This window comes from Streptomyces sp. NBC_00104, assembly GCF_045160825.1.
Classification (GTDB): Bacteria; Actinomycetota; Actinomycetes; order Streptomycetales; family Streptomycetaceae; genus Streptomyces.
In genome coordinates this window covers 6,730,578-6,756,336 of sequence record NZ_CP108215.1, presented here as the reverse complement: position 1 = coordinate 6,756,336, position 25,759 = coordinate 6,730,578, and the positions used below count along the sequence as shown (strand labels likewise).

At 72.4% G+C, this 25,759-nt stretch carries 22 protein-coding genes; 13 read left to right on the top strand and 9 right to left on the bottom strand.

Going from position 1 to position 25,759, the window contains the following annotated elements:
* Nucleotides 1–2: 2 nt before the first annotated feature.
* Complete coding sequence (locus tag OG272_RS29730) at nucleotides 3–890, bottom strand: hypothetical protein (RefSeq protein WP_328223860.1); 888 nt, start codon at nucleotides 888–890, stop codon at nucleotides 3–5.
* A gap of 80 nt (nucleotides 891–970) precedes the next feature.
* Nucleotides 971–2,005 carry a peptidoglycan DD-metalloendopeptidase family protein gene (locus tag OG272_RS29725; protein WP_326578937.1) on the bottom strand — a complete coding sequence of 345 codons (1,035 nt, stop codon included), beginning with the start codon at nucleotides 2,003–2,005 and terminating at the stop codon, nucleotides 971–973.
* Between the two features lie 291 nt (nucleotides 2,006–2,296).
* Between OG272_RS29725 and OG272_RS29720 the strand changes: the two genes are divergently transcribed.
* From OG272_RS29720 to OG272_RS29670, 11 genes are all read left to right on the top strand, one after another.
* Complete coding sequence (locus OG272_RS29720) at nucleotides 2,297–2,821, top strand: DUF6668 family protein (protein WP_326585666.1); 525 nt, start codon at nucleotides 2,297–2,299, stop codon at nucleotides 2,819–2,821.
* Nucleotides 2,818–3,078, top strand: a complete 261-nt coding sequence (locus tag OG272_RS29715) for a hypothetical protein (protein WP_326578939.1) — start codon at nucleotides 2,818–2,820, stop codon at nucleotides 3,076–3,078. The genes OG272_RS29720 and OG272_RS29715 overlap by 4 nt, the downstream gene beginning before the upstream one ends.
* Before the next feature lie 439 nt (nucleotides 3,079–3,517).
* On the top strand, nucleotides 3,518–3,814 hold the full coding sequence (locus OG272_RS29710) for a hypothetical protein (protein ID WP_037693804.1): 297 nt from the start codon (nucleotides 3,518–3,520) through the stop codon (nucleotides 3,812–3,814).
* A gap of 31 nt (nucleotides 3,815–3,845) precedes the next feature.
* A complete protein-coding gene (locus tag OG272_RS29705; RefSeq protein ID WP_327728213.1) occupies nucleotides 3,846–4,649 on the top strand; it encodes a hypothetical protein in 804 nt (267 codons plus the stop codon).
* Between the two features lies 1 nt (nucleotide 4,650).
* Nucleotides 4,651–5,844, top strand: coding sequence for a hypothetical protein (locus tag OG272_RS29700; RefSeq protein WP_326578945.1), 1,194 nt, complete (start codon nucleotides 4,651–4,653; stop codon nucleotides 5,842–5,844).
* Between the two features lie 155 nt (nucleotides 5,845–5,999).
* Nucleotides 6,000–7,493, top strand: coding sequence for an SCO6880 family protein (locus tag OG272_RS29695; protein ID WP_326578948.1), 1,494 nt, complete (start codon nucleotides 6,000–6,002; stop codon nucleotides 7,491–7,493).
* 35 nt (nucleotides 7,494–7,528) lie between these two features.
* Nucleotides 7,529–8,983 carry an ATP/GTP-binding protein gene (locus OG272_RS29690; protein ID WP_326585667.1) on the top strand — a complete coding sequence of 485 codons (1,455 nt, stop codon included), beginning with the start codon at nucleotides 7,529–7,531 and terminating at the stop codon, nucleotides 8,981–8,983.
* A gap of 292 nt (nucleotides 8,984–9,275) precedes the next feature.
* Nucleotides 9,276–11,027, top strand: coding sequence for a TraM recognition domain-containing protein (locus OG272_RS29685; protein ID WP_328223859.1), 1,752 nt, complete (start codon nucleotides 9,276–9,278; stop codon nucleotides 11,025–11,027).
* The gene (locus OG272_RS29680) at nucleotides 11,024–11,434 is read left to right on the top strand and encodes a DUF4913 domain-containing protein (protein ID WP_328223858.1); all 411 of its coding nucleotides are present in this window, start codon (nucleotides 11,024–11,026) and stop codon (nucleotides 11,432–11,434) included. The genes OG272_RS29685 and OG272_RS29680 overlap by 4 nt, the downstream gene beginning before the upstream one ends.
* Before the next feature lie 382 nt (nucleotides 11,435–11,816).
* On the top strand, nucleotides 11,817–13,445 hold the full coding sequence (locus OG272_RS29675; protein WP_405895252.1) for an amidase family protein: 1,629 nt from the start codon (nucleotides 11,817–11,819) through the stop codon (nucleotides 13,443–13,445).
* A 279-nt stretch (nucleotides 13,446–13,724) separates the two neighbouring features.
* Entirely contained in the window at nucleotides 13,725–14,321 is a 597-nt protein-coding gene (locus OG272_RS29670; RefSeq protein ID WP_328223856.1) for an NAD(P)H-dependent oxidoreductase, read from the top strand.
* 56 nt (nucleotides 14,322–14,377) lie between these two features.
* Here OG272_RS29670 and OG272_RS29665 read toward each other — a convergent pair whose 3' ends face one another.
* From OG272_RS29665 to OG272_RS29650, 4 genes are all read right to left on the bottom strand, one after another.
* Complete coding sequence (locus OG272_RS29665) at nucleotides 14,378–15,301, bottom strand: ABC transporter permease (RefSeq protein WP_328223855.1); 924 nt, start codon at nucleotides 15,299–15,301, stop codon at nucleotides 14,378–14,380.
* A complete protein-coding gene (locus OG272_RS29660) occupies nucleotides 15,288–16,268 on the bottom strand; it encodes an ATP-binding cassette domain-containing protein (RefSeq protein ID WP_405895251.1) in 981 nt (326 codons plus the stop codon). Before OG272_RS29660 ends, OG272_RS29665 begins: the two co-directional genes overlap by 14 nt.
* Nucleotides 16,269–16,338: 70 nt before the next feature.
* Entirely contained in the window at nucleotides 16,339–17,706 is a 1,368-nt protein-coding gene (locus tag OG272_RS29655) for a DUF2092 domain-containing protein (RefSeq protein WP_327728218.1), read from the bottom strand.
* Nucleotides 17,707–17,953: 247 nt separating this feature from the next.
* Nucleotides 17,954–18,964 carry a polyprenyl synthetase family protein gene (locus OG272_RS29650; RefSeq protein ID WP_326578963.1) on the bottom strand — a complete coding sequence of 337 codons (1,011 nt, stop codon included), beginning with the start codon at nucleotides 18,962–18,964 and terminating at the stop codon, nucleotides 17,954–17,956.
* 857 nt (nucleotides 18,965–19,821) lie between these two features.
* Between OG272_RS29650 and OG272_RS29645 the strand changes: the two genes are divergently transcribed.
* A complete protein-coding gene (locus OG272_RS29645) occupies nucleotides 19,822–20,556 on the top strand; it encodes a LysM peptidoglycan-binding domain-containing protein (RefSeq protein ID WP_327728219.1) in 735 nt (244 codons plus the stop codon).
* A 127-nt stretch (nucleotides 20,557–20,683) separates the two neighbouring features.
* Here the strand turns inward: OG272_RS29645 and OG272_RS29640 are convergent, their stop codons facing one another.
* The 3 genes from OG272_RS29640 to OG272_RS29630 form a co-directional block, all read right to left on the bottom strand.
* Entirely contained in the window at nucleotides 20,684–21,490 is an 807-nt protein-coding gene (locus OG272_RS29640) for an HAD family hydrolase (protein WP_326578967.1), read from the bottom strand.
* Between the two features lie 239 nt (nucleotides 21,491–21,729).
* Nucleotides 21,730–22,932: an NAD(P)-binding domain-containing protein gene (locus OG272_RS29635; RefSeq protein ID WP_327728220.1), complete on the bottom strand. Its 1,203-nt coding sequence runs from the start codon at nucleotides 22,930–22,932 to the stop codon at nucleotides 21,730–21,732.
* Nucleotides 22,933–23,027: 95 nt separating this feature from the next.
* Nucleotides 23,028–24,293 carry an ATP-grasp domain-containing protein gene (locus tag OG272_RS29630; RefSeq protein ID WP_327728221.1) on the bottom strand — a complete coding sequence of 422 codons (1,266 nt, stop codon included), beginning with the start codon at nucleotides 24,291–24,293 and terminating at the stop codon, nucleotides 23,028–23,030.
* 204 nt (nucleotides 24,294–24,497) lie between these two features.
* Between OG272_RS29630 and fahA the strand changes: the two genes are divergently transcribed.
* On the top strand, nucleotides 24,498–25,742 hold the full coding sequence (gene fahA / locus OG272_RS29625; protein ID WP_327728222.1) for a fumarylacetoacetase: 1,245 nt from the start codon (nucleotides 24,498–24,500) through the stop codon (nucleotides 25,740–25,742).
* Nucleotides 25,743–25,759 lie beyond the last annotated feature (17 nt).

Genomic DNA, 25,759 nt, shown 5'->3' with positions numbered 1-25,759 from the left:
CCTCACTCGGGTCGGGCAGAAGGAGAAGAAGGGGAAGGAGAAAGAGAAGGCGTGGACGAGGCGGCGGAGTCTGCCCCGGACGGCTCCGGTGCCGATACCTCTGCCTCCACCGTACGCACCTCGTCCACCCGCCACGGCTCGCCCTTGCCCGAGCGAACCAGCTTCACGTACACCGTGGCCTGAGGTCCGGTCCCCGTCCAGCCGTCGCGGCCGTGCGCCGTGCCGTCGACGAAGAGGGCGCGGTAGGCGTCCCGCGCCGAGTCGGGGGGTGCGTCGCCGTCGTCGTCCAGCTCCACGTCGACGGTGGTCCACGCCTCGTGCGCGGCCCAGGAGTTCCACTGTTCGCCCGCGCCGCTCGCGGGGTGGTACGAGTGCTCGGCCTTCGCCCTGGCGGCGGTGAACCAGCGCGCGGAGCGAAGGACGGCGTCGTGCGGGCCGGTGTCGTACTTCGTGTCGTAGCCGTACGCGACCTCGGTCCAGGCCTCGGCGACCGCGGTCGCGTCCGTGTCGTCGACGCCGCTGGGGCTCGGGACCCGCGCGTCGGAGCCGAGCGGTTTACCGGACGGCAGGGGGGCCTTGGGGGTGAAGGGCGGTTCGGACGAGGCCGTGCCGCCGCCCGCCGTCTCGCGGTGGTCCTCCAGGCCGCACGCGGCGAGGACCGCCACTCCGGTCACCGTCGCGAGCGCGACCGCGACCGCCCTGCGGACCGCCCTGCCGAGTCCGCCGGCCACAGCTCCGGCCACGGCTCCGGCTCCGGCCACGGCTCCGACCCCGACCCCGACCCCGTACGGCCCGCCGGGCACATGCGGTCCGCCGCGCTCGTCACGCCCCCCGCGCTCGTCACGCTCCCCGCGCCCGCCGCGCGCATCGCGCATCGTGTTCACCCGCATTCCCCTCCTCACCTCAGTGTCCTGCCTCGCCGATGGCGTCGTCCACGTCGAACGCCGTGCCCGCATCGCCCACGTCATCACTACAGCCCCAACCAGGGCGCCGGATTCACGTACTTGTCGTTCTGCATCACCTCGAAGTGGAGGTGCGCGCCCGTCGAGTAGCCCGTCGAGCCGACCAGGCCGACGCGTTGACCGACCTTCACCTTGTCGCCGGCCTGGACGCTGAGGCCGCGCAGCATGTGGTTGTAGGTCGTGGAGACGCGGTCGCCGTTGATGGTTCCGTGGGAGATGACGACGCGGTTGCCGTAGCCGTTGGTCCAGCCCGCGAAGGTGACTTCGCCGTCGCGGGCGGCGAGGACCGGCTTGCCCTCGGCCACGCCGAAGTCGGTGCCGGTGTGCAGTTTGCGGACCCCGAGTATGGGGTGCATGCGCCAGCCGTACGGGGAGGTCACGGGCGGGTTGCCGGAGAGCGGCATCGCCATCTCCTTGCCGTCCGGGAGCTTGCCCGGCGGGTCGTCCACCGACTCGTACTTGGCGATGAGCGACTTGATGCGGGCGACGTAGTTCCGGGTCTCGGTGTAGGGCGGGATACCGCCGTACTGGTGCACGGCGCCGGGGCCCGCGTTGTACGCGGCGAGCGCCAGGTCGAGCGTCTCGCCGGTCGCCTCGCCCCGGTCCTTGTAACCCTGGACCTGCTTGGCGAGGGCGCAGTCGTAGCGGCCCTGGGCCATGATCGCGTCACCGGGGTCGTACGGGGAGACGCGTCCGTTGCCGTCGTCGTCCTTGCCCCAGCTCGGCCAGGTGCCGGGCATGAACTGGCTCAACCCCTCGGCACCGACAGGGGACTTGGCGTTCGGGTTCCAGCCCGACTCGGCCTCGATCTGCGCGGCGATCACGGCCGGCTTGATGACGTCGCACATGGCGCCCGCCTTGAGCACCCAGGGCACGTACTCCGCCGGCACCTGACCGGTCTTGAGGCCGCCGCCGACGCCCTGTTCCTCGGCGTCGGCCTCGCCGCCCCCGCTCACCGCGACCATCATGACCACCGGCATCATCACGGCCGCCACGCAGCCGCCGACGACCCAGGTCGTGACGGACCCTCCCCCGTTGGACATGCGCTCCCCTCAGCGTCGAAGTCCAGTCATGTTCCTGCCACTTGTGGCCAGGCAGTCGAGTCTCCCCGCTCACCCCCGCCGCGTGCGTCACCAGCGCGTCACAGGCTCGTCGCAGGAACTCACGTCCCGATTCCCAAGCCGCCCGCGGGCCGTGAAGATCGGGGGTGGGCGCCTCGCCGGGCACGGAACCGGCGGCGAGCACCGCGCCGGGTGCGACGGGCACGACGAACTCAGGAAGACTGCTGTGATCAGCGGCGGAAACGGGGAGTGGTGGAGAGCGGTGATGCGGTGATGCAGCCGGGCACGGGACAGGCGGCGGCCGGGCCGGAGATCTGGGTGCGGGGGCCGGTGGCGGAACCGGAGGCACGGCCGCAGGACCCGCCACCCCTGGCGGCCGCGAGCGCACGGCGGTTCTCCTGGGTCGCCACGCACGGCGGCGCCGGGACGACCACCCTCGCGACGGTCTTCGGCGGCCATGACGCGGGCCGCAACTGGCCGCAACCCGAACACGGCGATCCGGCGTCGGTGCTCCTGGTGGGGCGCACGCACGCCGCCGGGCTCGACGCGGTCTCGCACACCCTGGACATCTTCCGGCGGGGCGACGCGCCGCCGGGGCTCGACCTCGACGCGATCGTGCTGGTCGCGGACGCGCCCGGCCGGCTGCCCCGGCAGCTCGTGCAGCGCGTGAAGGTGATCGGTTCCGTCATAGACGTCTACCGCGTGCCCTGGGTGCCCGCCTGGCGCACCGGCGATCTCACCGGACCGCCGCCGCGGGAGAGCGCGGCGCTGGCCCGTCTGACCGGGAGGACCCCATGAGCAGCACCCTGTACGCCGCCGCCACGACACTGGCCGGACCTCCGGCCGTGGTCACCCGTGAGCTCAACTACGTCCTGAACATCCTCGCCTGGCTGGTCACCGCGGCCGGTGTGTGCGGGCTGCTGATCGTCGGCTCGCGGATGGCCGTCTCCCTGCGGTCCGGGGAGGGCGACGAGCATCTCAGCCAGTTCGCCATGGTCATGGGCGCCTGCATCATCGGCGCGACGGCGGGGCCGATCGTGGGGTTCGTGTTGTAGGGGTTCGTGTTGTAGGGGCTCGTGCTGCAGGGGCTCGTGCTGCAGGGAGTCGTGCTGCAAAGAACCCGTGAGCAGGACAGGGGCGACGGCCCGCCGGTTACTCGTCAACCGGCGGGCCGTCGTCGTACGTGGGCCACCCCAGGGACGAACACCGGTACGAGCCCCTCCGCTTCGCCGCAGGTCCGGGCGATGCTGACGGCACGTCACTGTCCCGGACATGACGAGAGCTTCCCGTCTGTCACGAGCACGTCACCGACAGGTGCTGGATCACTACATCCCTTGGTTTCGGCTCACAGGAGTCGCCAAGCTCACAGGGCGACCGGGAACCCGGGCACGTCACGCCGGCCCCGCGAGCATCCCAATGTCCCATCCGCTCACATCAGTTGACGTCAGCCCGCTCGCCCACGGCGGGCCGGCCGAGACAACGGGGAGAAACCACATGCTGCACGCGATGGCCGCCAAGGCACATCAGTCCCTCTACCTGGCCGACGGCACGGTCCCCAACCCCAACCGCGACGCCCCCGCCGAACTCACCGGCAAGGTCGACACCGTGCTCGGCATCGTCGCCTGGGCCGGCACCGCGGCGGGCGTCGCGGGTGTGCTGATCACCGGCGCGATGATGGCGATCTCCATGCGCCGCGGCGAGGGCTCGGAGCACATGGGCCGGCTCGGCATGGTCCTCGGCGGCTGTGTGCTGGTCGCCACCGCCGGCCCGCTCGTGAACTTCGTCTTCTAGCCGTCCGAGCACGTCGAAAGGGGGAGCGACGATGCTGAACTCCGGCCGGGCCCAAGGGGGCAGCGGGGAGTGGGAGCAGCCGTTCTGGCAGCAGCGGGGCTGGATCCTGTCGGCCGGGTTCCTGGTGGTGCTGCTCGTCCTCGCGGTCCTCTTCGCGGTGACGGGCAACGGCAGCGAGGGGTCCGCCGGCTCGTCCGGCGACCCGGGCCCGGCGCCGACCTCGACGTCGGACTCCGGCGACGGCGGCAGCGGCGACGGCAAGGGCAAGGGCAACGGCCGTGCGGACGCCCGGCCCGCCGGCTGCCGCACCGACGACAGCGACCAGGCCAAGCCCACCGAGGCGCCGCACGACTTCCACTGGAAGGCCAACGGCACCGGCCTGGTCCCGGTCTCCAAGGCGGCGGGCCCGCTCAAGTACGACGGACCGGTCTGGTCCTGCTTCGCCCACACCCCGCTGGGGGCCGTCATGGCGGCCCACTCCATCACCGACCATCTCAGCTACGACGGCTGGCGCGAGGTCGTCGACCGGCAGGTCGTGCCGGGCGCGGGCCGCGACGCGCTGATCGCGAGCCGCTCCCAGGAGGCCGACCAGTCCACCACGGGCTCGCCGGACGCCGGTGGCTACGCCGGCTTCACGGTCCTGTCGTACGACGAGACGCAGGCGACCGTGATGGTCCTGGTGCGCGGCATGGGCGAGGGCGGCTTCGGCTCCGCCTCGGTGACCATGCGCTGGCAGGGCGGCGACTGGAAGCTCTCGCCCGACCCGGACGGCACGGTCTACAGCGGTGTGTCGCAGGTCAGCGGCACCAACGGCTTCGTCACCTGGGAGGCGTGAGATGGCCTGCTCCTGGAAGCTCTACGACTGCGTCATCGAAGAGGGCGGCAAGCAGTTCACCGAGGGTGCCGTGGTCGTCTTCGCCAAGGCGATCGGCGACGGCGCGGCGGAGGTGCTGAAGTCGCTCAACGGCGTCTGGCTGAGCGTCGACGTGCGGGACCCGGCGGGAAACGGCGGCGGCCACGGCCAGGCGGCCGCAGGCAGTCCCATCGGCCAGATCACCGCCGAGGTCAACTGGATCGTCGCCTATGTGGCGGTGGCCTCGTTGCTGCTCGCCGCGATCCGCATGGCGGTGGACCGCAAGGGCCAGTCCATGAAGCAGGCGTTCATGGGGATGTGGAAGGTCATCCTCGTCGGCGCGGCCTCCGTCCCCGTGGTCACGGCCCTGATGGCGGCATCGGACGCGTACGCCAAGGACGTGTACGAGCGATCCGACCTCGGTGACAACGCCGCCACGATGCTGGGTGTGCTGAGTCTCAACCAGCCGGGCCTGGTGCTCATCTTCGGTCTGCTGGTGATGCTGTCGAGCTTCGTGCAGATCGTGCTGATGTACATCCGCATCGGTGTCCTGATCATGCTGGTCGGCACGCTGCCGCTGGCCGCCGCCTCCTCGATGACCGGGTGGGGCGAGGGCTGGTGGAAGAAGCACATCGGCTGGCTCGCGGCCTGGCTGCTGTACAAGCCGGCCGCGGCCCTGATCATCTACGCGGCCACCGCGATGACCAAGGACACCAAGAACCTGAACTCGGTCATCGCCGGCATGGGCATGCTGATCATGGCGGTGTTCGCCCTGCCCGCCCTCCTCAAGCTGATCGTCCCGGCCACGGCCGCCCTCGGCGGCACCTCCGGCGGCACGGTCGCGCTGGGCGCCGCCAACAACATCGCCTCCGGCGCGGTCAGTATCGCCGGCGGCTCCGCGGGGGGCGGCGGAGGCGGTGGAGGCGGCGGCTCCGCGGGCCCCCAGGGCTCGCCCTCCTCGGGCGCCGGTTCCTCCGCGGGCGCCGCGGGCGGAGCAGGTGGAGCCGCCGGAGGCGCAGGCGCGGCGGCCGGCACAGCGGCCGCGGGCGCGGCCACCGGGGGCGCGGCCCTCGCGGTCCAGGCCGCCGCGGTCGCCGTACAGACGGGCGTGGCGGCGGCGACCGAAGTCGCCAACTCCCTGGACGACAACGACGGCATGAAGGGCCACAACCAGTAGCCCCTGCCCCTGGAAAAGGCGCCGCGGGCCCTCTTTTCCAGGGGCGCGGGGAACTGCGCGATCAGCCCCCACCCACCCGCGGCCGCCGTCCGACACAGCACCACCCGAGCTCGTCGGCACTCGACCCAGCGACCTCAGCCGGAAGAAGGAACCCCATGTCCACCGACGCCCTCACGCGTCCCACCTACGGAAACTGGCGCAGACCCCGCCGCCCGGGCCTCGGCCCGCTGGGCCTCCTCGGCACCGTCGTGGCCTTCGGCGGACTCCTGGTCGCACTCCTCGCCTCGCTGGTCTCACTGCTGGCCGCGATCCTCGTCCTCATCCCCCTCGGCCTCTTCCTCGCCCCGCTCGCGCTGCGCACGGTGGACGGCCGCAACATCTACCAGGTGGTCGCGGTGCGTATCGGTTGGCTCAGGCGCAAGGCGAACGGCTCGACCACGTACGTCTCCGGCCCGCTCTCCAGGCGTCCCGGCGGCCGCTACCACCCGCCGGGCCTGCTGGCCCGCACGAAGATGTACGAGGGCCGCGACGCCTACAACCGCGCCTTCGGGGTGATCCACCACCCCGGCCGCAACCTCTGCACGGTGGTGCTGGCCTGCGAGCCGGACGGCGGTTCGCTGGTCGACCCCGAGCAGGTCGACATCTGGGTGGCGTCCTGGGGCGACTGGCTCGCCCGGCTCTCGCACGAGCCGGGCCTGCGCGGCGCCCAGGTCGTCGTGGAGACCGCGCCGGACACCGGGACGCGGCTGGCCGCCGAGGTCCTGCCGCGCATCTCGCCGGACGCCCCGGCGGCGGCCCGCGCGGTCATGGAGGAGGTCGTCGCGCGCTACCCCTCCGCCTCCTCCGAGATGCACACCTACATCGCCCTCACCTACGGCCCCACCGGTGGCCCCAAGCGGGACGTCCAGGACGTCATCACCGACCTGTCCATGCGGCTGCCCGGCCTGCTGTCGGGCCTGGTCGCGGCCGGCGGCGGCGCCGCGTACCCGCTCTCCGCCGAGCGGCTCGCGGAGATCGTGCGCGTGGCGTACGACCCGGCCGTCGGCCCCGATGTCCTGAGCACGCGGGCCGAGCACTCCGCCACCGGCCTCGACTGGTCGGACGCGGGCCCGGCCGCCGCCGTCGAGTCGGTCCAGGCGTACAAGCACGACTCGGGCGTGTCGCGGACGTGGATGCTGACGCTGGCACCGCGCGGCACGGTCCGGTCGAGCGTGCTGCGGGGCCTGCTGGAGCCCGCGACGGGCACCCGCCGCAAGCGGGTCTCGCTGGTCTACCGCCCGATCGACCCGGCGACCTCCGCCCGGATCGTGGAGGCCGACCGGCGGACCGCGCACTTCATGGCGGGCTCCAAGCGGGGGCTGGTCCAGGCGCGGGCCAGTTCCGAGATGCAGGCGGCCGAGCAGACGGCGGCCGAGGAGGCGGCGGGCGCCGGGCTCGTGGAGTTCTCGCTGATGGTGACGGTCACCGTGGACAGCGAGGAGCAACTGCCGGACGCGGCGATCACCGTACGCAACCTCCAGGCGTCGTCCCGCATCCTGATGCGCCCCGCCGACCGCATGCAGGCCTCCGCGTTCACCTGCACCCTCCCTGTCGGCCTGCTGCCGTGGGAGCACACCCTCGTCCCGTACCAGATCAGGGAGGCGCTGTGAGCAAGCGCGCTGCCGTACGTCCCGTTCGTCCCCAGATGGCGCCCCCGCGTGGGTGGTTCGGCCCCGGCGGCGGCCAGGTCGGTCATGTCGACCCGCCCGCGCTGTGGCGGGCGACGACGGTCCAGGCGTGCGGCCTGTGGCCCTTCGCGGCGGGCTCCGGCGCCCCCATGACCGGGGTGCCGCTGGGCCAGCACCTGCACACGGGCGCCACGGTCTGCGGTGACCCCATCTCCTGGTTCACCCGCGCCCGTTACATCTCCAACCCGTCCCTCTTCATGTTGGGCATGCCGGGCCTCGGCAAGTCCACGCTGGTCAACCGGATGCTGATCGGCATGTGCGCGACCGGTATCACCCCGCTGGTCCTCGGCGACCTGAAGCCGGACTACGCCGACACCGTACGGGCGCTCGGCGGCCAGGTGATCTCCATCGGGCGCGGGGTGGGCGGCATCAACGTCCTCGACCCCGGGGCGATGGGCGAGGCGGCACTCCGGATCGGCGGCGAACGGGGCCGGATCCTGGCGGCGGAGGCGCACGGCCGTGTCCTGAACATGGTCGCGGCGCTGATCACGATCGTCCGGGGCCGCCCGATGGACGACCACGAGCAGTCGGTCCTCTCTGCCTGCCTGCACCACCTCACGGAACGGACGAAGCCGGGGCGGCCGCCGCTGCTGCCCGACCTGCTGAAGGTGCTGGACGAGGGTCCGGACCGGGTCCGCGCGGTCACCCTTGACCGGGGCGACATGGCGCGCTACCAGGAGGCGGTGGACCCGCTCCACCGCTCGCTCCTCGGCGTCCTGGACGGCCCGCTCGGCGACACCTTCGCCTCCGAGACCTCCACCCGTATCAACCCGGCCTCGCCCGCCGTCTGCGTCGACATCTCCCGCATCGGCGAGGCGGACACGCAGCTCACGGCGGCGGCGATGCTGGCGGCATGGTCGGACGGCCTCGGCACGGTCGCGGCGGCCCACGCCCTCGCGGACGCGGGCCTGGCGCCGCAGCGCTGGTTCTTCACGGTCCTCGACGAACTCTGGCGCCCCCTGCGCGCCGCCTCCGGCATCGTCGAACGCATCGACGCCCTCACCCGCCTCAACCGCTCCCTCGGTCTCGGCGACGCGAAGATCACGCACACGTTGAAGGACGCGGAGGCGCTGGGCAGCGAGGCCGACCGGGCGAAGGCGCGCGGCTTCGTCGAGCGGGCGGGGATGGTGGTGTGCGCGGGCCTCCCCCGTACGGAGATGAGGGAACTCGGCGAGATCGTCGGACTGTCGGAACGCGAGATCGACCTGGTGTCGTCGTGGTCGTCGCCGCCGGGCTGGGCGAGCGCGGGGGGCAACGAGGAGCCGCCGGGGCGTGGGCGCTTCCTGATCAAGGTGGGTGGACGGCCCGGCATCCCGATCAAGGTGTCGATCACGGACACGGAGAGGGACCTGCACAACACGAACACGAGGTGGACCCCGAAGCCGGTCCTTTCCAAGACGGGGCGCCCATGAGCTCTGGGGGTGCGGTTGTCGGGCGACCGCGGGCGAGTGGGGGCTGGTCGCGCAGTTCCCCGCGCCCCTGAAGGACACGGCCCCTGCGGGCCGAAAAGCACGGGGCGCAGCCCCTGCTTTTCAGGGGCGCGGGGAACTGCGCGAGCAACCACGACGCGACCCGCACCCGCCGACGCACCAGCACCCCCGAGCTCTCCGGCGTGCGGGGTCGAAGGGGCGGCAGCCCCTGGGGAAGGGACGGGTAGGGGCGGCGGGGGCGAAGAAAGTCCGATCAGCTGACGGGGGAACAGAAATGAGCACACGCAAGCAACAGCACACCACCGGCGACGACCTACTGCCCTGGATCATCCCCGGCGCCGCCCTGCTCATCGGCACCCTCTTCCTCGGAGCCTGGCTCGGCGGCACCCTGGCCGCCGCCCTCACCGGCGCCGGCTGGAACCCCCCACCCTTCGCCCTGACCACGATGAAGACCCTCATCACGCAGGGCCCGACAGCCGTATGGCCGACGACGTCACCCGGCGCGCTCACCACCGGCATGGGCACGGTCCTCGGCGCCACCCTCACCCTGCTCGTCGCCCCCGTCGTCCTCATCCGCCGCCGCGGCAGAAGGCCCAGCGGTCTCGCCGGCCGCCGCGAACTCTCCGGCCTCCTCCCGAAGGGCGCCACCACCAGGGCCCGCCAACTCCGCCCCTCCCTGCCGAAGTCGGGCAAGCTCCCCCCGGACGACACGGGCAACCTCCTCGGCAACCTGGAACCCGGCGGCCCCGAACTCCGCAGCAGCTACGAGGACGTGGAGCTGGACCTGATGGCACCGAGGGCCGGCAAGTCCACCGGCATCGCCGTCCCGCGGGTCCTGCGCGCCCGCGGCAGCGTGCTGCTGACGTCGAACAAGGCGGACGTGTACAGCGTGACCCGCGCGGAACGTGAACGCGTGGGCACGGTGTGGACGTTCGACCCGCAGGGCATCGCCCACACGGCACGCGGCCTGTGGTGGGACATGCTGGCCGACGCCGCCACCATCGAGGGCGCCCGCCGCCTCGCCGGCCACTTCGTCGGCGCGGTCAACGACGACGCCTCCAAGCGGGACTTCTGGATCTCGGCCGCCCAGAACACCCTCACGGCCCTGTTCCACGCGGCCAACCGGGGCAGGCGGCAGGTGGACGAGGTGCTGGCCTGGCTGGCGGACCCGGCCGACCGTACACCGGTCGACCTGCTCCGCGACGCGGGCATGGCGGCGCTCGCCGACCAGCTCCAGGGCACCGTCCAGGGCGCGGTGGAGACCCGGGACGGCATCTACGAGACGGCCCGCCAGTGCGTGGCGTGCCTGCTCGACCCGGCGATCGCGGCCTGGGTGAGCCCGGACCCGGAGCTGCCGCAGTTCCTGCCCGAGCGGCACGTCCTCGCGCCCGACACGCTCTATCTGCTCTCCAAGGACGGCGGCGGCTCGGCGGCCGGTGTCATCGCCGCGTGCGCGGACTCCGTCCTGCGCGCGGGGGTCGTGGCGGCGGAGCGGACGGGCGGTCGCCTGGACCCGCCGATGACGGCGGTGCTGGACGAGGCCGCCAACGTCTGCCGCATCTCCGACCTGCCCGACCTCTACTCCCACTTCGGTTCGCGCGGCATCAACGTCGTGACCCTGCTGCAGAGTTACCGCCAGGGCACACGGGTGTGGGGCGAGACCGGGATGGACGCGCTGTGGAGCGCCGCCACCATCAAACTGCTCGGCGCGGGCCTCGACGACGCGGACTTCGTGGAGAAGGTCTCGCGGCTGGTGGGCGAGCACGACGTGTCGACGGTGAGCTACTCCCGCGGCAAGGACGGCCGTTCCCGCTCCACCTCGTACCGCCTCGAACGCATCCTCCCCGCCGACCGCATCCGCGCCCTCCCCAAGGGCACCGCCCTCCTCCTCGCCACCGGCGTGAGACCCGCCCTCGTCCGCCTGCGCCCCTGGTACGCCGAACCCGGCGCCGACCGCGTCGCCCTCGCCGCCCAGGCCGAGGTCAAGGCCATCACGGCCAGGGCCGCGGAAAGGATCCCCCGATGACCACCACCGTCGAACAGCACAGCCCGGAACAGCCGCTCGCCGCCCCGCCGTTCATCCTCTACCTCGACGGCGCCGAGTACGCCGACGAGATGCACGCCCTGGCCGTCTGGGTCGGGGACCTGCTCCTCCCGGTCTACGGCCGCGAGGTCACCTCGCAGCAGCCCTGGTGCCCGCGCTGGTGGGAGCACCTGGAGGCGGTGGCTCGGCTGCACGCCCTGTGGCTGGCCTGGCAGGAGCTCACCGACCCGACGGCGGGCGCGTCGGGCCCGGCGGTGTGGCACCGCGACCACCTCGGCCCCGTCATGGCCGAACTCCGCTCCCCCAACGGCCCGTTCGCGGGCTGCAAGACGGGCGCCCACCGCGCGAAGCAGCCGCCGACCGCGGAGCCGTACGGGACGCCCTCTTGATCCGCCGCCCCCCGGCCCGCGGCTCCGCCCCGACCGTCTCCGTCACCGACCACCTCCGCCGACGCCTCCGTGAGCGGCGGCGTCCGGCGGGAGTGCCGACGAGGAGCAGAACTCCGCCGCCTACGACATCCCGCAGGTCGACCGAACTCCGTACCGGGGCCGGGAACGGGGGTATCGGCCCCGGTACGGTCCCCCCTTCCGCCAACCCCACCGCCAATCCCAGCGCCGGGCCCTCCGCACTGGCCCGCGCCCCGTGCCCCATCTGCCCCCTGCTCCATCTGCCCCCTGCCGGAGCCGCCCGCGCAGGGCTGACCGAGCCGGTGACCGCTGTCCGCCGAGCCGCCGAGCCGCCGAGGAAAAAGCCGAGAGACCCGAGAAGGCCATGCGACCGCACACCTCCCTGCCACCCGACTCCCTCCCGCCCAACGGCTTTCCGACGCCCTCGGCCGTACGGATCGCCGCCGCCGTGCGCGCGCGTGAGCTGTCGGCCGTCGACGTCGTCGCGGACACGCTCGCCCGGATCGAGCAGGCCGAGCCCGCGCTGTGCGCGTTCGTCGAGGTGTGGGCCGAGGAGGCGTCGCGGCGGGCGGCGGAGGTGGACGCGCAGGTGGCCGCAGGGGTGTGGTTGCCGCTGGCCGGGGTGCCGATCGGGGTGAAGGGGCGGGCCGGGCTGCGGGCCGCGGCGGCGCGGGCGCTCGTCGCGGCCGGGTGCGTCCCCGTGGGGGCGACCTCCGTGCCCGGCCCCGGTACCCCCTGGCAGACCTGGGGACTCGGGGCCGGCGGCCGGACCGTCAACCCCTGGCGGGCCGACCGGACGCCGGGCGGTTCCTCGGCCGGGTCGGCGGCGGCGGTCGCCGCGGGCCTGGTGCCGATGGCGACCGGCACGGACGGCGCCGGGTCGGTACGGATCCCGGCCGCGTGGTGCGGCGTCGTCGGCCTGAAGACCACGAACGGACGCCTGCCCTCGGCCGACCGTACGGGCCTCGCGGCGGCCGGCGTCCTCACCCGCTACGCCTCGGACGCGGCGGCGTACTGGCGTTGCGTGACAGCGGCGGTCGACGCGCCGGGCTCCGGAGACGTGGGAGGGGGCGGGGCGGAGCGCGACCGGCAGAAGGAGCCGGACCCGGCCGGGACAGCCCAGGAGGCCGAAGCGACGCGCCCGGCCGGGACGTCCGAGGCACCCCGCGCGGCCGGGACGGCAGGGACGGTAGAGGCACCACGCGCTGCCGGGACGGCAGGGACGGCCGGGACGGCAGGGACGCCAGGGAGGGCAGGGACGGCCGGTTCTGCGAGGGCAGTCGCGAGGGCCGAAGCGCCGTACGCGGCCGGGGCGGCACAGGCGGTCGGGGCGGCACAGGCGGTCGGCGATGTCCCGGCTCCCCTCACCGCCCTCTGGTCGGCCGACCTCGGGTTCGCCGACACCGACCCCCAGCCCGCCGCGATCGCCCACAGCGCCGCACTCCGCCTCGCGGACGCGGGTCTCATACGGCTCGCCGGGGTCGTACGGCCGCCGGTACGGCGGGCGAACGCGCCCGTACCGGGGGACGCCGCTCCCTCACACACGGCGAACGCGCCCGCGCGGCACCCCGAGCCGCAGCCGCATCCGCGGCCGCTTCGCCTGGAGGACCCCGGGCCGGCCTGGCTCGCCCTCCGCGCCGCACCCGACGCCGACCCGGCAATCCTCCAGGCCGCCCAGGAGCTCCGCGCCGAGAACGACAGGCGGCTCGCCGCGCTCTTCGCCGGGGCCGATCTGCTCCTCACCCCCACCACGCCCAACGCCCCACACGGCCACGACGGCCCGGGTGACCGCTACTCCACGGCGCTCACCTGGGCGTTCAACCTCAGTGGCCACCCGGCCATCAGCATCCCGGCGGGCTTCGACGCCGACGGCTGCCCGGTCGGGCTCCACCTGGTGGCGCGACACGGCGAGGAGGCACTGTTGCTGCGGATGGCAGGTGCCGCCGAAGCCGTCCGGATTCACCCCGCCCGAGCGCCGGAGGCCCCGGCATGAGACGCGGGCGCCACCGCTTCGCCCGGGTGCGCTGCGGGAACTGCTCCAGTGGCCACTGCGGGTTCCCCTGGGCGTCGGCGGCGCCGGGCCCCTGGTGACGGCGCCCCCTCGTCGGCGTCATGGCCCTGCTGCCGGAGAGGGCGCCCGGGCGTCGTCCGTAGGCTGCGGAACCGCATCCTTGCCGTCGCATGCATGTGCATATATTGTCGATGCATGCAATCGGCGTACGCCACACATCGGTACGCCGGTACCCGGACGCCAGGTACCCAGGGGGACCCCATGACCCGCCGCTTCCTGTTCGTTCTCGGTAGCAGCCGGCCGGACGGCAACAGCGAGATGCTGGCCCGCTCGGCCGCCGAGCAGTTACCGGACGACGTCCAGCAGGTGTGGATCGATCTGGCGCGCCACCCGTTGCCGGACTTCGAGGACCTGCGGCACGACAGCGATCATGTGCGGCCGGAGGGGGACAGCAGGGCGTTGCTCCTGGAGGCCACGCTCGCGGCGACGGACCTCGTGATCGTGTCGCCGTTGTACTGGTACTCCGTGTCCGCCCCCGTCAAGCGCTACCTCGACCACTGGGCGGGCTGGCTGCGCACCCCGGGGCTCGACTTCAAGCAGACGATGGCCGGCCGCACCCTCTGGGGCGTCACCGCGCTCGCGCACGACGAGGAGGAGGTCGCCGAGCCGCTGATCGGGACGCTCAACCACTCCGCCGCGTACCTGGGCATGCGCTTCGGCGGAGTGCTGCTGGGCAACGGCAGCAAGCCGGGGGACGTCCTCCACGACACGGCGGCCCTGACCCGCGCGAAGACGTTTCTCGCCGGGGAAGCGCCTTTCGCGCGCTTCCCGTACGACACGGACGCGGCCGCCGTCTGAGCCCCGACGGGCGGGCCGTCACGCCGGGCCAAAGCCGCGTCACGCGGGTCGTCGCGTCACGCGGTGATGTCCTTCGCCGTGAACCTCGCCCAGGCCGCCGATCCGAACACCGCCGCGTACAGGGCCTGGAGGCCGAAGTTGCGTTGGAGGTCGTCCCAGTAGACCGGTTCGCGCATGAGGTCGGCGAAGGAGAGCCAGTAGTGGGAGAAGAAGTACGGGTGGAGGGCGTCCAGCTGGGGGATCTGGTCGAGGATCTGGACGGTGATGAGGAGCCCGACCGTGGTGGCCATCGCGGCGATGCCGCTGTTGGTGAGGGTGGAGATGAACAGGCCGAGGGCCGCGATCCCGATCAGTGACGCGGCCACCGCCAGCGCGATCAGCAGCGCCCGCAGCAGGCCCTCGGCGAAGCCGATCCGCGTGCCGGAGATCGTCGTCAGATCGCCGAGAGGGAACAACAAGGCCCCCACGGCCATCGCCGACGCCGCCACGACGAGGGTGGCGACCAGGCAGAAGGTCATGGTGGTCGCGTACTTGGTGAGCAGCAGCCGGGTCCGGCCCGCGGGCGAGACCAGCAGATAGCGGAGGGTGCCCGCGTTCGCCTCGCCCGCGATCGCGTCCCCCGCGATCACGCCGACGGCCATCGGCAGGAAGAAGGGGAGCGTCGCGGCCAGCGCCGTGAACACCAGGAACAGCCCGTTGTTGCTGATCTGCGCGATGAACGCGGGCCCGCCCCCGCCTCCGCCGCCCGGTCCACCGCCCGTCGACGACCCGTCACCCGTCTCGATCCTCACCGCGATCCCGACGAGTACCGGCACCGCCGCGAGCACACCCAGCAGCGCGATGGTCCGCCACCGCCGGAAGGTGGTCACCAACTCGCTGCGGAACAGCCCGAAGGTCCAGAGGAGACTGGGCGTCCGGCCACCCGGCGTGACAGCACGCACCGCATCACCCTGCGACGCATCCGCATCAACCCGCGACATCGAAGCCCTCCCCCGTGAGCGCCACGAACGCGTCCTCCAGGGAGGCCCGTTCGAGGCCGAAGCCGCGGACGCGGACGCCCGCGGTGACCAGTGCGGCGTTCAGTTCGGCGAGGTCGCGGTCCGGTGGCGGCGGTTCGGCCGTCACCCGGCCCCCCTCGCCCGGGTTCCGACCGTCACTGCGGCCGTCTCCCTCGGTCACGACCACGTCCCCGATGCCCTGTTCCTTGAGCACACGGGCCGCGTCCGCCGTGTCGGGTGTGGTGACGACGAGGCGCCCGCGCGCCCCGGCGGCCAGTTCGGTCACCGGGCCCTGGACGATGAGTCGGCCCTTGGCCATGACGGCGGCATGGGTGCACACCTGCTCGATCTCGTCGAGCAAGTGCGAGGAAAGGAAGACGGTGGTGCCGTCGGACGCCAACTCCCGTACCAGCGCGCGGATTTCGCGCATGCCCTGCGGGTCGAGACCATTCGTCGGCTCGTCGAGGACGAGGAGGCGGCGCGGCTGGAGCAGCGCCGCGGCGAGGCCCAGCCGCTGCTTCATGCCCAGCGAGTACGCCTTCGCCCTCTTGCCGGCGGCGGCCGCGAGCCCCACCCGGTCGAGGGCGGCCGCGACGCGCGTACGCCGGGTGCGCGGGTCGGCGGTCGGGTCGGCGGAGTCGTAGCGGATCAGGTTGTCGCGGCCGGAGAGGAACCCGTACAGCGCGGGCCCCTCGATGAGCGCGCCCACCTGCGGGAGCACGGTTCGCACGGAGCGCGGCATGGGCCGGCCGAGGACCCGGGCCGTGCCCGAGGTCGGCTCGATCAGGCCCATCAGCATGCGGATGGTGGTGGTCTTGCCCGAGCCGTTCGGGCCGAGGAAGCCGAAGACGCTGCCGCCGGGAACCGTCAGTTCCAGGTGGTCCACGGCCACCTGGCCGCCGCGGAAGGTCTTGGTCAGCCCCTGGGTGTGGATGGCTGCGTCGCTCATGGCTCCCCTCGGGTACGGCCGGTGGGCCGGGACGGCGGTGTCGCCGTCCCGGCCCACCGGCCGGGCGTCGCTACTTCGCCGCGTTGGCCGCCTTCACCAGCGCGTCCTTGGTGACGGCACCCGCGTACACCTTGCCGTCGTCGGTGAAGAGGACGTTGATCAGTCGGGTCTTGAAGACCGTACCCGAGCCGAACTCGCCCTTGACCTGGTCGCCGAGGGAGTTCAGGAACCCGTCGACCCGGGCGTCGCCGGACGAGTCGTCGCCGCCGGTGGGCATGCCGCCCTCGGCGCCGCTGTCGAACTCGGCGATGGTGCTCCAGCCCTTGCCGATGGTCTTCAGCCCGTCGAGCCCGCTCGCGAACTCCTCCTCGGAGCCCTCGGAGTCCTTGGAACCCTTGGGTCCCTTGAGTCCCTCGGATCCCTTGCCGTCCTTGAACGCACCGTCCTTACCGGGCCCCTCGAACACGGAGTCGCCGGACCCGGACTCGTGGTGGCCCGACTTCTCGACCTCGTCGGCCTCGGTGACCTTCGCGCCCTTCGGCGGCGTGAAGTCGAACGTCGACGCGCTCGGCCTGCCGAAGTCGACCTTCGTGAAGCCCGCGTCCACGACGGCCGCGCCGCCGCTCGCCGGGGTGAGCGTGAACTTCAGCGGCAGCCCCGTCTTCGCGTCGACGGCGATCGAGATCGCCCCGACCGTCGAACCGGACTGCTTCGGCTCGATCACCAGCTTGTACGCGTCCCGCCCGGCGACCTGCGCGGTCCCGTCGACGGTCACGGACGTGGTGTCGTCGACGGCCTTCAGGGCCTCCTCGGCGAGCTTCTGCGGCGTGGCGGGCACGTCCTCGGCGGTGTCGGGAGCGTCCTTCCCGGCTCGCCGGTCCTTGCCCTCGCCGGCATCCTTCGCGTGGTACACCTCGTTCGAGGCGCTGTCGTACGCCCACAGGTCGTCGCCGTTGTGGATGACGCTGTACTCGGCGGCGTCGTCCAGCAGCGACAGCTTCTGCCTGTCGGGGCCGTCGGCGGCGACCCTCAACGTGTGGGTACCGGTGGCGAGTTCGAGGAGCTTGGCGGAGGGGTCGGCGGCCGAACCGCCGTCGCCCCCGGAGGGCGCCTGCGAGGCCAGGCCGCCCGCGAGGCCGCCCAGGTCGGGCAGGCCCAGATCCGTGGTGATCTTCACCGTGCCGGACACCTGCTGTACGTCCGAGGCGGCGATCTTCTCGATGAGTTCCTGCGCGCTGATCTTCGGCAGATCGGGGTCACCGGAGCCGGCGAAGGCCGGGACGAGCCCGATGGTCGCCGCGGCCACGCCCAGCACGGTGACCGGGACGACGTACCGCGCGGCCCTGCGTCGCCGGGCCGAGCGCATCTCGTCGGCCTCGGCCGCGAGCGCGGCGGCGTCGCCGGACCGGTCGCTGTCGTCGGTTTCGTACGGTGCCATGTGTGCCTTACCTCCGTCGTCGGCGGCGGCGTCTACTCGGAGCCGCCATTCTCACCCGAATCGGTGAGGAGTGGTGATACCCATCTGACCAAATCGGCCGACGGGAATCGTCAGACTCGGGACTCAACTCGACGTACTGCTACGGGATGACATGGCGACCCGTGAGGGATGACATGGCGAGGCGGGGCCGCCCCGCACCCCGTAGGGGTCGTCAGGGACGGCGCCGCCGGCCGGACCGGGCGGGTGCCTATCCGGCGCGGTGCACCACCGCGTCGCACAGCTCCACCAGCGCCGCCTTCGCGTCGCACTCCGGCAGCGGTGCGAGGACGGCGCGGGCCTCCTCCGCGTAGCGGATCGTGTCGCGGCGGGCCTGCTCCAGCGCGGGGTGGACGCGCAGCCGGGCCAGGGCCTCGGCGTGGCGGGCGTCGTCGGTGAGGTCGGATTCGAGGAGCTCGCAGAGGGCGATGTCGTCCGGCAGCCCCAGTCGGCCCGCCCGCTCGCGCAGCCGCAGCACCGGCATCGTCGGCACGCCCTCGCGGAGATCCGTGCCGGGTGTCTTGCCGGACTCGTGCGAGTCGGAGGCGATGTCGAGGACGTCGTCGGCGAGCTGGAAGGCGACGCCGAGCCGCTCCCCGTACTGGGTCAGCACGTCGACCACGGTCTCGTCGGCGCCCGCCATCAGCGCGCCGAGCCGCCCGGCGACCGCGACCAGCGACCCGGTCTTGCCGCCCAGCACGTCGAGGTAGTGCTCGATCGGGTCGCGTCCGTCGCGCGGCCCCGCTGTCTCCAGGATCTGTCCGGTGACCAGCCGCTCGAAGGCCTCGGCCTGGATACGGACGGCGTCGGGACCGAGGTCGGCGAGGACGTGCGAGGCGCGGGCGAAGAGGAAGTCGCCGGTGAGGACGGCCAGGGAGTTGTCCCAGCGGGCGTTCGCGCTCGGCACGCCCCGGCGCACCTCGGCCTCGTCCATGACGTCGTCGTGGTACAGCGTGGCGAGATGGGTCAGCTCGACCACCACCGCCGAGGGCACGACACCCGGCGCGTAGGGGTCACCGAACTGCGCGGCGAGCATCACCAGCAGCGGCCGGAACCGCTTGCCGCCCGCGCGCAGCAGGTGCTGGGCGGCCTCCTGGATGAAGGGGACCTCGCTCTTGGTCGCCTCCAGCAGACCCTCCTCGACGGCCGTCATTCCGGCCTGGACATCGGCTTCGAGAGCCTGGTCCCGCGCGCTCAGCCCAAACGGCTCGACGACGGTCACGAGGGTTCTCCTGTCTGCTGACGTCTGATGACGGTCACACGGTCGGTCTAGGTCGCTCTCACGGTCGATGACACGGTTTGTCGATCTGTCGCTGCCATCACCCGAGTCAGCGTATCCGGTCACCTTTCGATCACCACGAGCGCCCACGGCTTCGCCCCGGGTGGTATGAGACCGCACTCTCCATATTCTTGATCAACTGGTCCGCGGCGATATCCACCGACGCGCATGCGCGCCCGCCCGCCCGCGACGGCCCGCCCCGGGTACCCGCCCCTCCCCCGGAGACGCCCACGCGCTCCACGGCCGCGCGCATCCACACCCGCACACCCGCCCCTTCAGGCCCCTATGCACCCCTTTCACCCAGCCCGAGTTGACCGATTTGCCGCTTACCCCGCACTTCACCCGACTCCTCCCGTGAGTTGAGTCACGCGCCCCTCACGCGACACCCCCGCCCCACCCCTTCGAGTTTCCCTTTGCGGTAGGCAAGTTGAGCCGTGAACCGCACCGGAAACCGAGGGGCGAATCACAGCAAACTCAAGGTCAACTGGACCAACCCGCCAAACCGGGACTTGTTCCCGTCGTGTGCTCTCGCATACGTTCACACCCCGTCCGGACGGACCGCCGAATCCTGCCGCCGCCCCGGACTCCCCACCCCTCAACACATCCACGCACGGCAGGAGCGGGGGACCCAGGTAAACCGCCGGTCCGGATTTCCCCCACGGACCGGCTAGGGGTCAAGCCACGCGCAGTACGCCCAGCGGACGCGGCACGCACAGCGACCGCCGGGACGAAGCGCGCGGCCGGGCATCTCCAGCCCGAACCCGACAGCTCACCCCGCAGGCGACGGAGAGGAACCCCCCATGCCCGCACGAGGCAAGCACCGCCGCCCAAGAAGCAACGCGTTGACCCGTGGCGTCGTCGCCGCCGGAACGGGCGGGGCCGCACTGGCCCTCCCGCTCACGCTCGCCACGACCGCGAACGCCGCCACCCCGACCCAGGCCGCCGCCTCCGTACAGTCGGCCCCGCAGTCCGCGCCCGCCGTGGCGCAGCCCCAGCCCACGACGTACACCGTGGTCTCCGGCGACACGCTCTCCTCCATCGCGCGCGAGCACGACACGAAGGGCGGCTGGCAGCGGCTCTACCGGGACAACCGCGCGGCCGTCGGTGACAACCCGGCACTGATCCGCCCGGGCCTGAAACTGAAGCTGAACGCGACGAAGGCGTCCACGGCCGCCCAGACCACCACGGCCACCCAGGCGTCGGTCAAGACGTACACGAACAACCTCGACGGCTGGATCCGCGAGTCGCTGGACATCATGGCGCAAAAGGGAATTCCCGGGTCGTACGACGGGATCCACCGCAACATCATGCGTGAGTCGTCGGGCAACCCGCTGGCCATCAACAACTGGGACTCCAACGCCGCCGCGGGCACCCCGTCGAAGGGCCTCCTCCAGGTCATCGACCCGACGTTCGCCGCGTACCACGTGTCCGGCACCCCGTACGACCCCTACGACCCGGTCGCGAACATCACGGCGGCGTGCAACTACGCCGCCGACCGGTACGGCTCGATCGACAACGTGTTCGGGGCGTACTGACCCTTCCGGTTCCCCCTTCTTCACTCTGTTCCCCTGGGTCGGCGGACCCAGGGGAACAGTCGTTCGCGGGAAGAGCCGCTCACCGGAAGAGACACCCGTGGGAAGAGCTGCTCACGGGAAGAGCCGCTCACGGGAAGAGCTTCTCCAGCACCACCGCGATCCCGTCGTCCTCGTTGGAGAGGGTCACCTCGTCGGCGACGGCCTTGAGTTCGGGGTGGGCGTTGGCCATGGCGACCCCGTGCGCGGCCCAGTCGAACATCGGGATGTCGTTGGGCATGTCACCGAAGGCGATGGTCCGCTCCGGCGTCAGACCGAGATGGTCGGCGGCCAGGGCGAGGCCCGTCGCCTTCGTGATACCGCATGGCTGGAGTTCGACGGTGCCGGGCCCCGACATGGTGACCGTCGCCAGCGAACCGACCGCCATCCGCGCCGCCGAGGCCAACTCGTCGTCGGACAGATAGGGGTGGCGCAGCAGCACCTTGCTGATCGGCTCGCACCACAGGTCGTCCCGGCGTGGCACCCGTACGGCGGGCAGCGTGGGGTGTGGCATGAGGTAGCCGGGCTCGATCAGGGTGAGGCCGTCGACCCCGTCCTGGTCGACGGCCGCGTACACCTGTCCGACCTCGGCCTCGATCTTGCCGAGCGCGGTCTCGGCGAGTTCCCGGTCCAGGGTGACGGACCAGAGCAACCGGTCCGCGCCGGTGTCGTACAACTGCGCGCCCTGCCCGCACACCGCGAGCCCCCTGCTGCCGAGGTCCTCCAGCAGTGGGCGCACTCTCGGCGCGGGCCGTCCCGTCACCACGAGGTGCTGAGCACCGGCCCCCGTGGCCCGCGCCAGCGCGGCGAGGGACCGGTCGGAGAGCGTGTCGTCACTGCGCAGGAGCGTTCCGTCCAGGTCAGTGGCGATGAGTGAATATGCGGTGGGTGCGGCCATGATCAGAGAATACGGATGCCGCGCCCCATCGGTTCGACGCGAACCGGACGACGTCCGGCATCCCGACCGCCCCACCGCCCCCGTACGTCAACATCCCTTTCCCGAACCGCCGTTCAGCGGTACCGCACGGCCGCAGCTCGGGGCGGCGCCCCGAAGGGGCGCGGGGGACCGCGCGATCAGCCACGAACGACCCGCCCCCGCGACGCACCGCCCCCACCCGAGCTCATCCCGGATGCGTCTCACCCATGAGCCAGGGCCAGATGCCGGGCCAGCCGAGGCGACGCGAACTCCGTCCCGCACACGAACCGCATCACCGGCCCGTACGACGCCGCCGCAGGCAACCCCGTGAAGTACAGCCCCGGTATCGACGACCGGAACCCCGCCCCGAGCACCGGCGTCCCCCGGCTCACCACCAGCTCCGTACGGAGTTCATGCCCGAGGAACCCCATCGCCCCGAGGTCGACGCGGTACCCGGTCGCCGCGATGACATGGTCGGCGGACACTTCCTCGATACGGCCGTCGTGTCCCTGGAGGGAGAGCCGCGGACGCCCGTCGACGACACCGGATCGCACCACCCGCGCCACCTCCCGCACCTCAACCCGCCCCTCGAACCGCTCGCGCAACCACCAGGCGCCGAGCGGCCCGAGCACCCGGCGGACCAGGAGGTGCCGGGTGGTGGCGGGCAGGTACCGGTAGGGGTGCGGGTAGTAACTGAGCGCCCACAGCGACCAGGCCCGCCCGAACGGCGACTCGGGGCGCAGCCTCGGCTGCTTCCACGGGGGCGCGCCGAAAGCCACGGCCCCCCGCCCGCGCGCGACGACCCGCACCCGTGCGCCGGCCTCGGCCGCCAGTACCGCCGCCTCCAGGGCGGACTGCCCCGCGCCCACGACGATCAGGTCCTTGTCCTTGAACCGGCTCAGGTCGGGGTGCTGGGAGCTGTGCGAGACGGGCCCCGTGGGGGTGGGTCCGTCCACGGCCGCACCCGCCAGCTCGGCCGGCAGATGCGCCAGCCCGAACAGCCCGCTCGCCACGACGACGGCCCGTGCCGCGAACAACTCCCCCGAGTCCAGCTTCAGTTCGAAGCCGCCGCCCTTGCCGCGGTCGACGGACACCACGCGCACCCGCTCCAGCTCGGGCACGAACCGCTGCTGGAACCACTCCCCGTACGCGATGAAGGTGTCGACGGGGATGAGGTCCTCGTCCGTCACCAGCCGCCGGATGCCCGCCGCGTCGCAGTAGTCGGCCAGCGTGTGACCGTGCTGCGGGGCGTCGATGTTCGACGCCACCGGGGTCGACTTCAGGAGCATCCCGGCGGGCATGTTGTCCCGCCAGCTCACCATGGGTTCGCCGAAGACACGGACCGGAATGCCGTGCGCACGCAGATGCGCGGCGGTGGACAGCCCGAACGGGCCGGCACCGATGACTGCTACCGGTTGAATCACGAAGTCCCTCCCCAGGACGCGTTGTGCCTACTTCGTGTTGTTCTGTGCGGCTTTCGTGTGTTCCTCGCATGGTTGCCCACCGCGGGGGCGCCCGGCTAGGGGCGCACATGGGCGTTGCCGAGGCGGTTGGTCCGCCACATCTGGTACAGGTGCTTCGCGCCCGGTCGCACGAAGCGCGCGAGCATCGTGAGGAACGGCAGCGGGTCGTCACCCGCGAGCCACGCCAGCTCCGTACCGCTCGCGCGAGCCGGCGCGTGCGGTGTGGTGTACCCGCTGCGCCGGTAGGCGAGCAGGGCCGGCAGATCGATGTTCTCCACGATGTACCGCCGCCCGGCGAGCTGTTCCCCCTCCGGCACCGCCCGCCCGGTCAGATCGAGGTGCATGGCGCGTACGACGTCGACCCCGGCCTCGTTCTCGAAGAGCCGGAACTGCGCGCCCATGCGCGGATTGAAGTCGAGCAGCTTGTACCGCCCGTCCCGCCGGTCGAACCGCAGATCGAGGTCGATGACCCCGGCGAACCCGATCTGTTTGATGAACCGCGCGGCGATGTCCGCGAGTTCGGGGTTGTCGACGACGTAGGCGTTCGCCGTCATCCCCGCGTGCGGCGGCCATGACCGCACCTTCACCCCGGTGAACATCGCGAGCGGCGTCGAGTCGGCGTCGAAGTACGCGTGCACGATCCAGTCCTCGGCGTCCTCCCGGGGCAGGTACTCCTGGAGGATCACCCCGGGCCGCTCGCCCCAGCCGCGGGCCAGCCGCAGCAGACACTCCCGGTCGGCGATCCGCGTCGTCCCGTTCACCGCGGGCCGCCTGCGCCGCTCGAACGCCTCCCGGTTCTTGGCCACCACGGGGAAGCGGGCCCGCTCCGCGAACCGTTCGACCTCCTCGTACGACTGCGGGAACGAGCTCACGGGGCTGGCGATGCCGTGCTCCACGCACAGTTCGTGGAGCCCCTGTTTGCTGGCGAGCCGGCGAGGGAGCTTCCCGTCGACGCGGGGGAAGAGGAACCGGGTCGCCAGTTCCTCCTGGTGCTCGGCGATGAGCACCGCGGCTTCCTCGTCGGTGGGAATGAGCACGGCGGGCCGCCCGATCCGCCGTCCGATGCGCAGCAAGCCGTCCACCAGCCACTCGGGCTTTTCCGTCCCGGTGGTCGGCCACACGAACGCCCGCCGCAGATAGCGCGAGACGGCGGCCGGCGTGTACCGGTCCTCCGTGATCGCGTACATCGGCACGCCGAGCCGCCCCAGGCTGCGGATGGCACCGACGCCGCCATGGTGCAGCGGATAGTCGCCGAGCTTCACGACGAGCCCCGGAACGTCTCGGTCCGCCTGTACCGGCGCACCCCGAGTGCCCCTGGCCACGGGTCCCCCCACGTGTCCCCCCTACCGGACCCGGACCCACCCCGTCCGCGTCCCCCACAGGACGCTAAGCCGGAACCTTTCCTTCCGACCCTCCCCTATCAGGACATTGCGAACTCTTTAGACACTCCCCGATCTCCGCACCGCCCCGTAACGTGTGGCGCGACCAGTGGTACGACGGAACGCACGAGAGCGAGGCAGCACCCGATGCCCCCCTTCGATGTCCGCGAAGGAGATCCCTTCGACGTCCCCGAGGGCCACCCCTTCGGTCCGCACAACCTCCCCTACGGCGTCTTCTCCCCCGCTGGTTCGGACGCCCGTACGGTCGGTGTCCGTCTCGGCGACCACGTCCTCGACGCCGCGGCGGCCGCCCACGCCCTCGGTTCCCCGTACGCCGCGCTGCTGGGCCACCCCACGCTCAACCCCCTGCTGGCGGCGGGACGCACGGCCTGGTCGGACCTCCGCCGGGCGTTGACGGCGTGGCTGACGGTGCCCTCGCACCGGGAGACGATCGCGCCGCACTTCCACGCGCTGTCCGCCGTGACCCTGCATCTGCCGTTCGAGGTGGCCGACTACGTCGACTTCTACGCCTCCGAGAACCACGCGCGGAACGTGGGCAGGATCTTCCGGCCCGACTCCCCGGATCCGCTGACGCCCAACTGGAAGCATCTGCCCATCGGTTACCACGGGCGGTCCGGCACGGTCGTCGTGTCCGGCACGGAGGTGGTACGGCCGTCCGGTCAGCGCAAGGCGCCCACCGACGCGGCGCCGGTGTTCGGTCCGTCCGTGCGGCTGGACATCGAGGCGGAGGTCGGGTTCGTGGTGGGGGTGCCCTCGGAGATGGGGCGGCCGGTGGGGCTGGGCGACTTCCGCGACCACGTCTTCGGGCTCTGCCTCCTCAACGACTGGTCGGCGCGCGATCTCCAGGCCTGGGAGTACGTGCCCCTCGGGCCGTTCCTGGGCAAGTCCTTCGCGACGTCGGTCTCGGCCTGGATCACGCCGTTGGAGGCGCTGGACGAGGCGCGGGTGGCGCCGCCGGAGCGCACGCATCCGCTCCTGCCCTACCTGGACGACTCCACGCCGGACATCGACCCCGGGGGGTACGACCTCCGCCTGAGCGTCGCCGTCAACGGGCACGTCGTCTCCGAGCCGCCCTTCTCCACGATGTACTGGACCGCCGCGCAGCAACTGGCCCACATGACCGTCAACGGCGCCTCGCTCCGGACGGGCGACTTCTACGGCTCCGGCACGGTCAGCGGGCCCTCCCCCGCGCAACGGGGCTCGCTGCTGGAGCTCACCTGGAACGGCCGCGACCCCCTCGACCTCCCCACCGGCAAGCGCACGTTCCTGGAGGACGGCGACGAGGTGACCCTCACGGCCTGGGCCCCGGGTCCGGGCGGGACGCGGGTGGGCCTCGGCGAGGTCACGGGCCGGGTCAGGGCCCGGGAGTAGGCGGTACGCCTCCGGCG

What these genes read in the sequence shown, in the direction of transcription:
- OG272_RS29730 (WP_328223860.1), bottom strand. Translation starts at nt 890, where the DNA reads ATGCGGGTGAACACGATGCGCGATGCGCGCGGCGGGCGCGGGGAGCGT.
- OG272_RS29725 (WP_326578937.1), bottom strand. Translation starts at nt 2,005, where the DNA reads ATGTCCAACGGGGGAGGGTCCGTCACGACCTGGGTCGTCGGCGGCTGC.
- OG272_RS29720 (WP_326585666.1), top strand. Translation starts at nt 2,297, where the DNA reads ATGCAGCCGGGCACGGGACAGGCGGCGGCCGGGCCGGAGATCTGGGTG.
- OG272_RS29715 (WP_326578939.1), top strand. Translation starts at nt 2,818, where the DNA reads ATGAGCAGCACCCTGTACGCCGCCGCCACGACACTGGCCGGACCTCCG.
- OG272_RS29710 (WP_037693804.1), top strand. Translation starts at nt 3,518, where the DNA reads ATGCTGCACGCGATGGCCGCCAAGGCACATCAGTCCCTCTACCTGGCC.
- OG272_RS29705 (WP_327728213.1), top strand. Translation starts at nt 3,846, where the DNA reads ATGCTGAACTCCGGCCGGGCCCAAGGGGGCAGCGGGGAGTGGGAGCAG.
- OG272_RS29700 (WP_326578945.1), top strand. Translation starts at nt 4,651, where the DNA reads ATGGCCTGCTCCTGGAAGCTCTACGACTGCGTCATCGAAGAGGGCGGC.
- OG272_RS29695 (WP_326578948.1), top strand. Translation starts at nt 6,000, where the DNA reads ATGTCCACCGACGCCCTCACGCGTCCCACCTACGGAAACTGGCGCAGA.
- OG272_RS29690 (WP_326585667.1), top strand. Translation starts at nt 7,529, where the DNA reads ATGGCGCCCCCGCGTGGGTGGTTCGGCCCCGGCGGCGGCCAGGTCGGT.
- OG272_RS29685 (WP_328223859.1), top strand. Translation starts at nt 9,276, where the DNA reads ATGAGCACACGCAAGCAACAGCACACCACCGGCGACGACCTACTGCCC.
- OG272_RS29680 (WP_328223858.1), top strand. Translation starts at nt 11,024, where the DNA reads ATGACCACCACCGTCGAACAGCACAGCCCGGAACAGCCGCTCGCCGCC.
- OG272_RS29675 (WP_405895252.1), top strand. Translation starts at nt 11,817, where the DNA reads ATGCGACCGCACACCTCCCTGCCACCCGACTCCCTCCCGCCCAACGGC.
- OG272_RS29670 (WP_328223856.1), top strand. Translation starts at nt 13,725, where the DNA reads ATGACCCGCCGCTTCCTGTTCGTTCTCGGTAGCAGCCGGCCGGACGGC.
- OG272_RS29665 (WP_328223855.1), bottom strand. Translation starts at nt 15,301, where the DNA reads ATGTCGCGGGTTGATGCGGATGCGTCGCAGGGTGATGCGGTGCGTGCT.
- OG272_RS29660 (WP_405895251.1), bottom strand. Translation starts at nt 16,268, where the DNA reads ATGAGCGACGCAGCCATCCACACCCAGGGGCTGACCAAGACCTTCCGC.
- OG272_RS29655 (WP_327728218.1), bottom strand. Translation starts at nt 17,706, where the DNA reads ATGGCACCGTACGAAACCGACGACAGCGACCGGTCCGGCGACGCCGCC.
- OG272_RS29645 (WP_327728219.1), top strand. Translation starts at nt 19,822, where the DNA reads ATGCCCGCACGAGGCAAGCACCGCCGCCCAAGAAGCAACGCGTTGACC.
- OG272_RS29640 (WP_326578967.1), bottom strand. Translation starts at nt 21,490, where the DNA reads ATGGCCGCACCCACCGCATATTCACTCATCGCCACTGACCTGGACGGA.
- fahA (WP_327728222.1), top strand. Translation starts at nt 24,498, where the DNA reads ATGCCCCCCTTCGATGTCCGCGAAGGAGATCCCTTCGACGTCCCCGAG.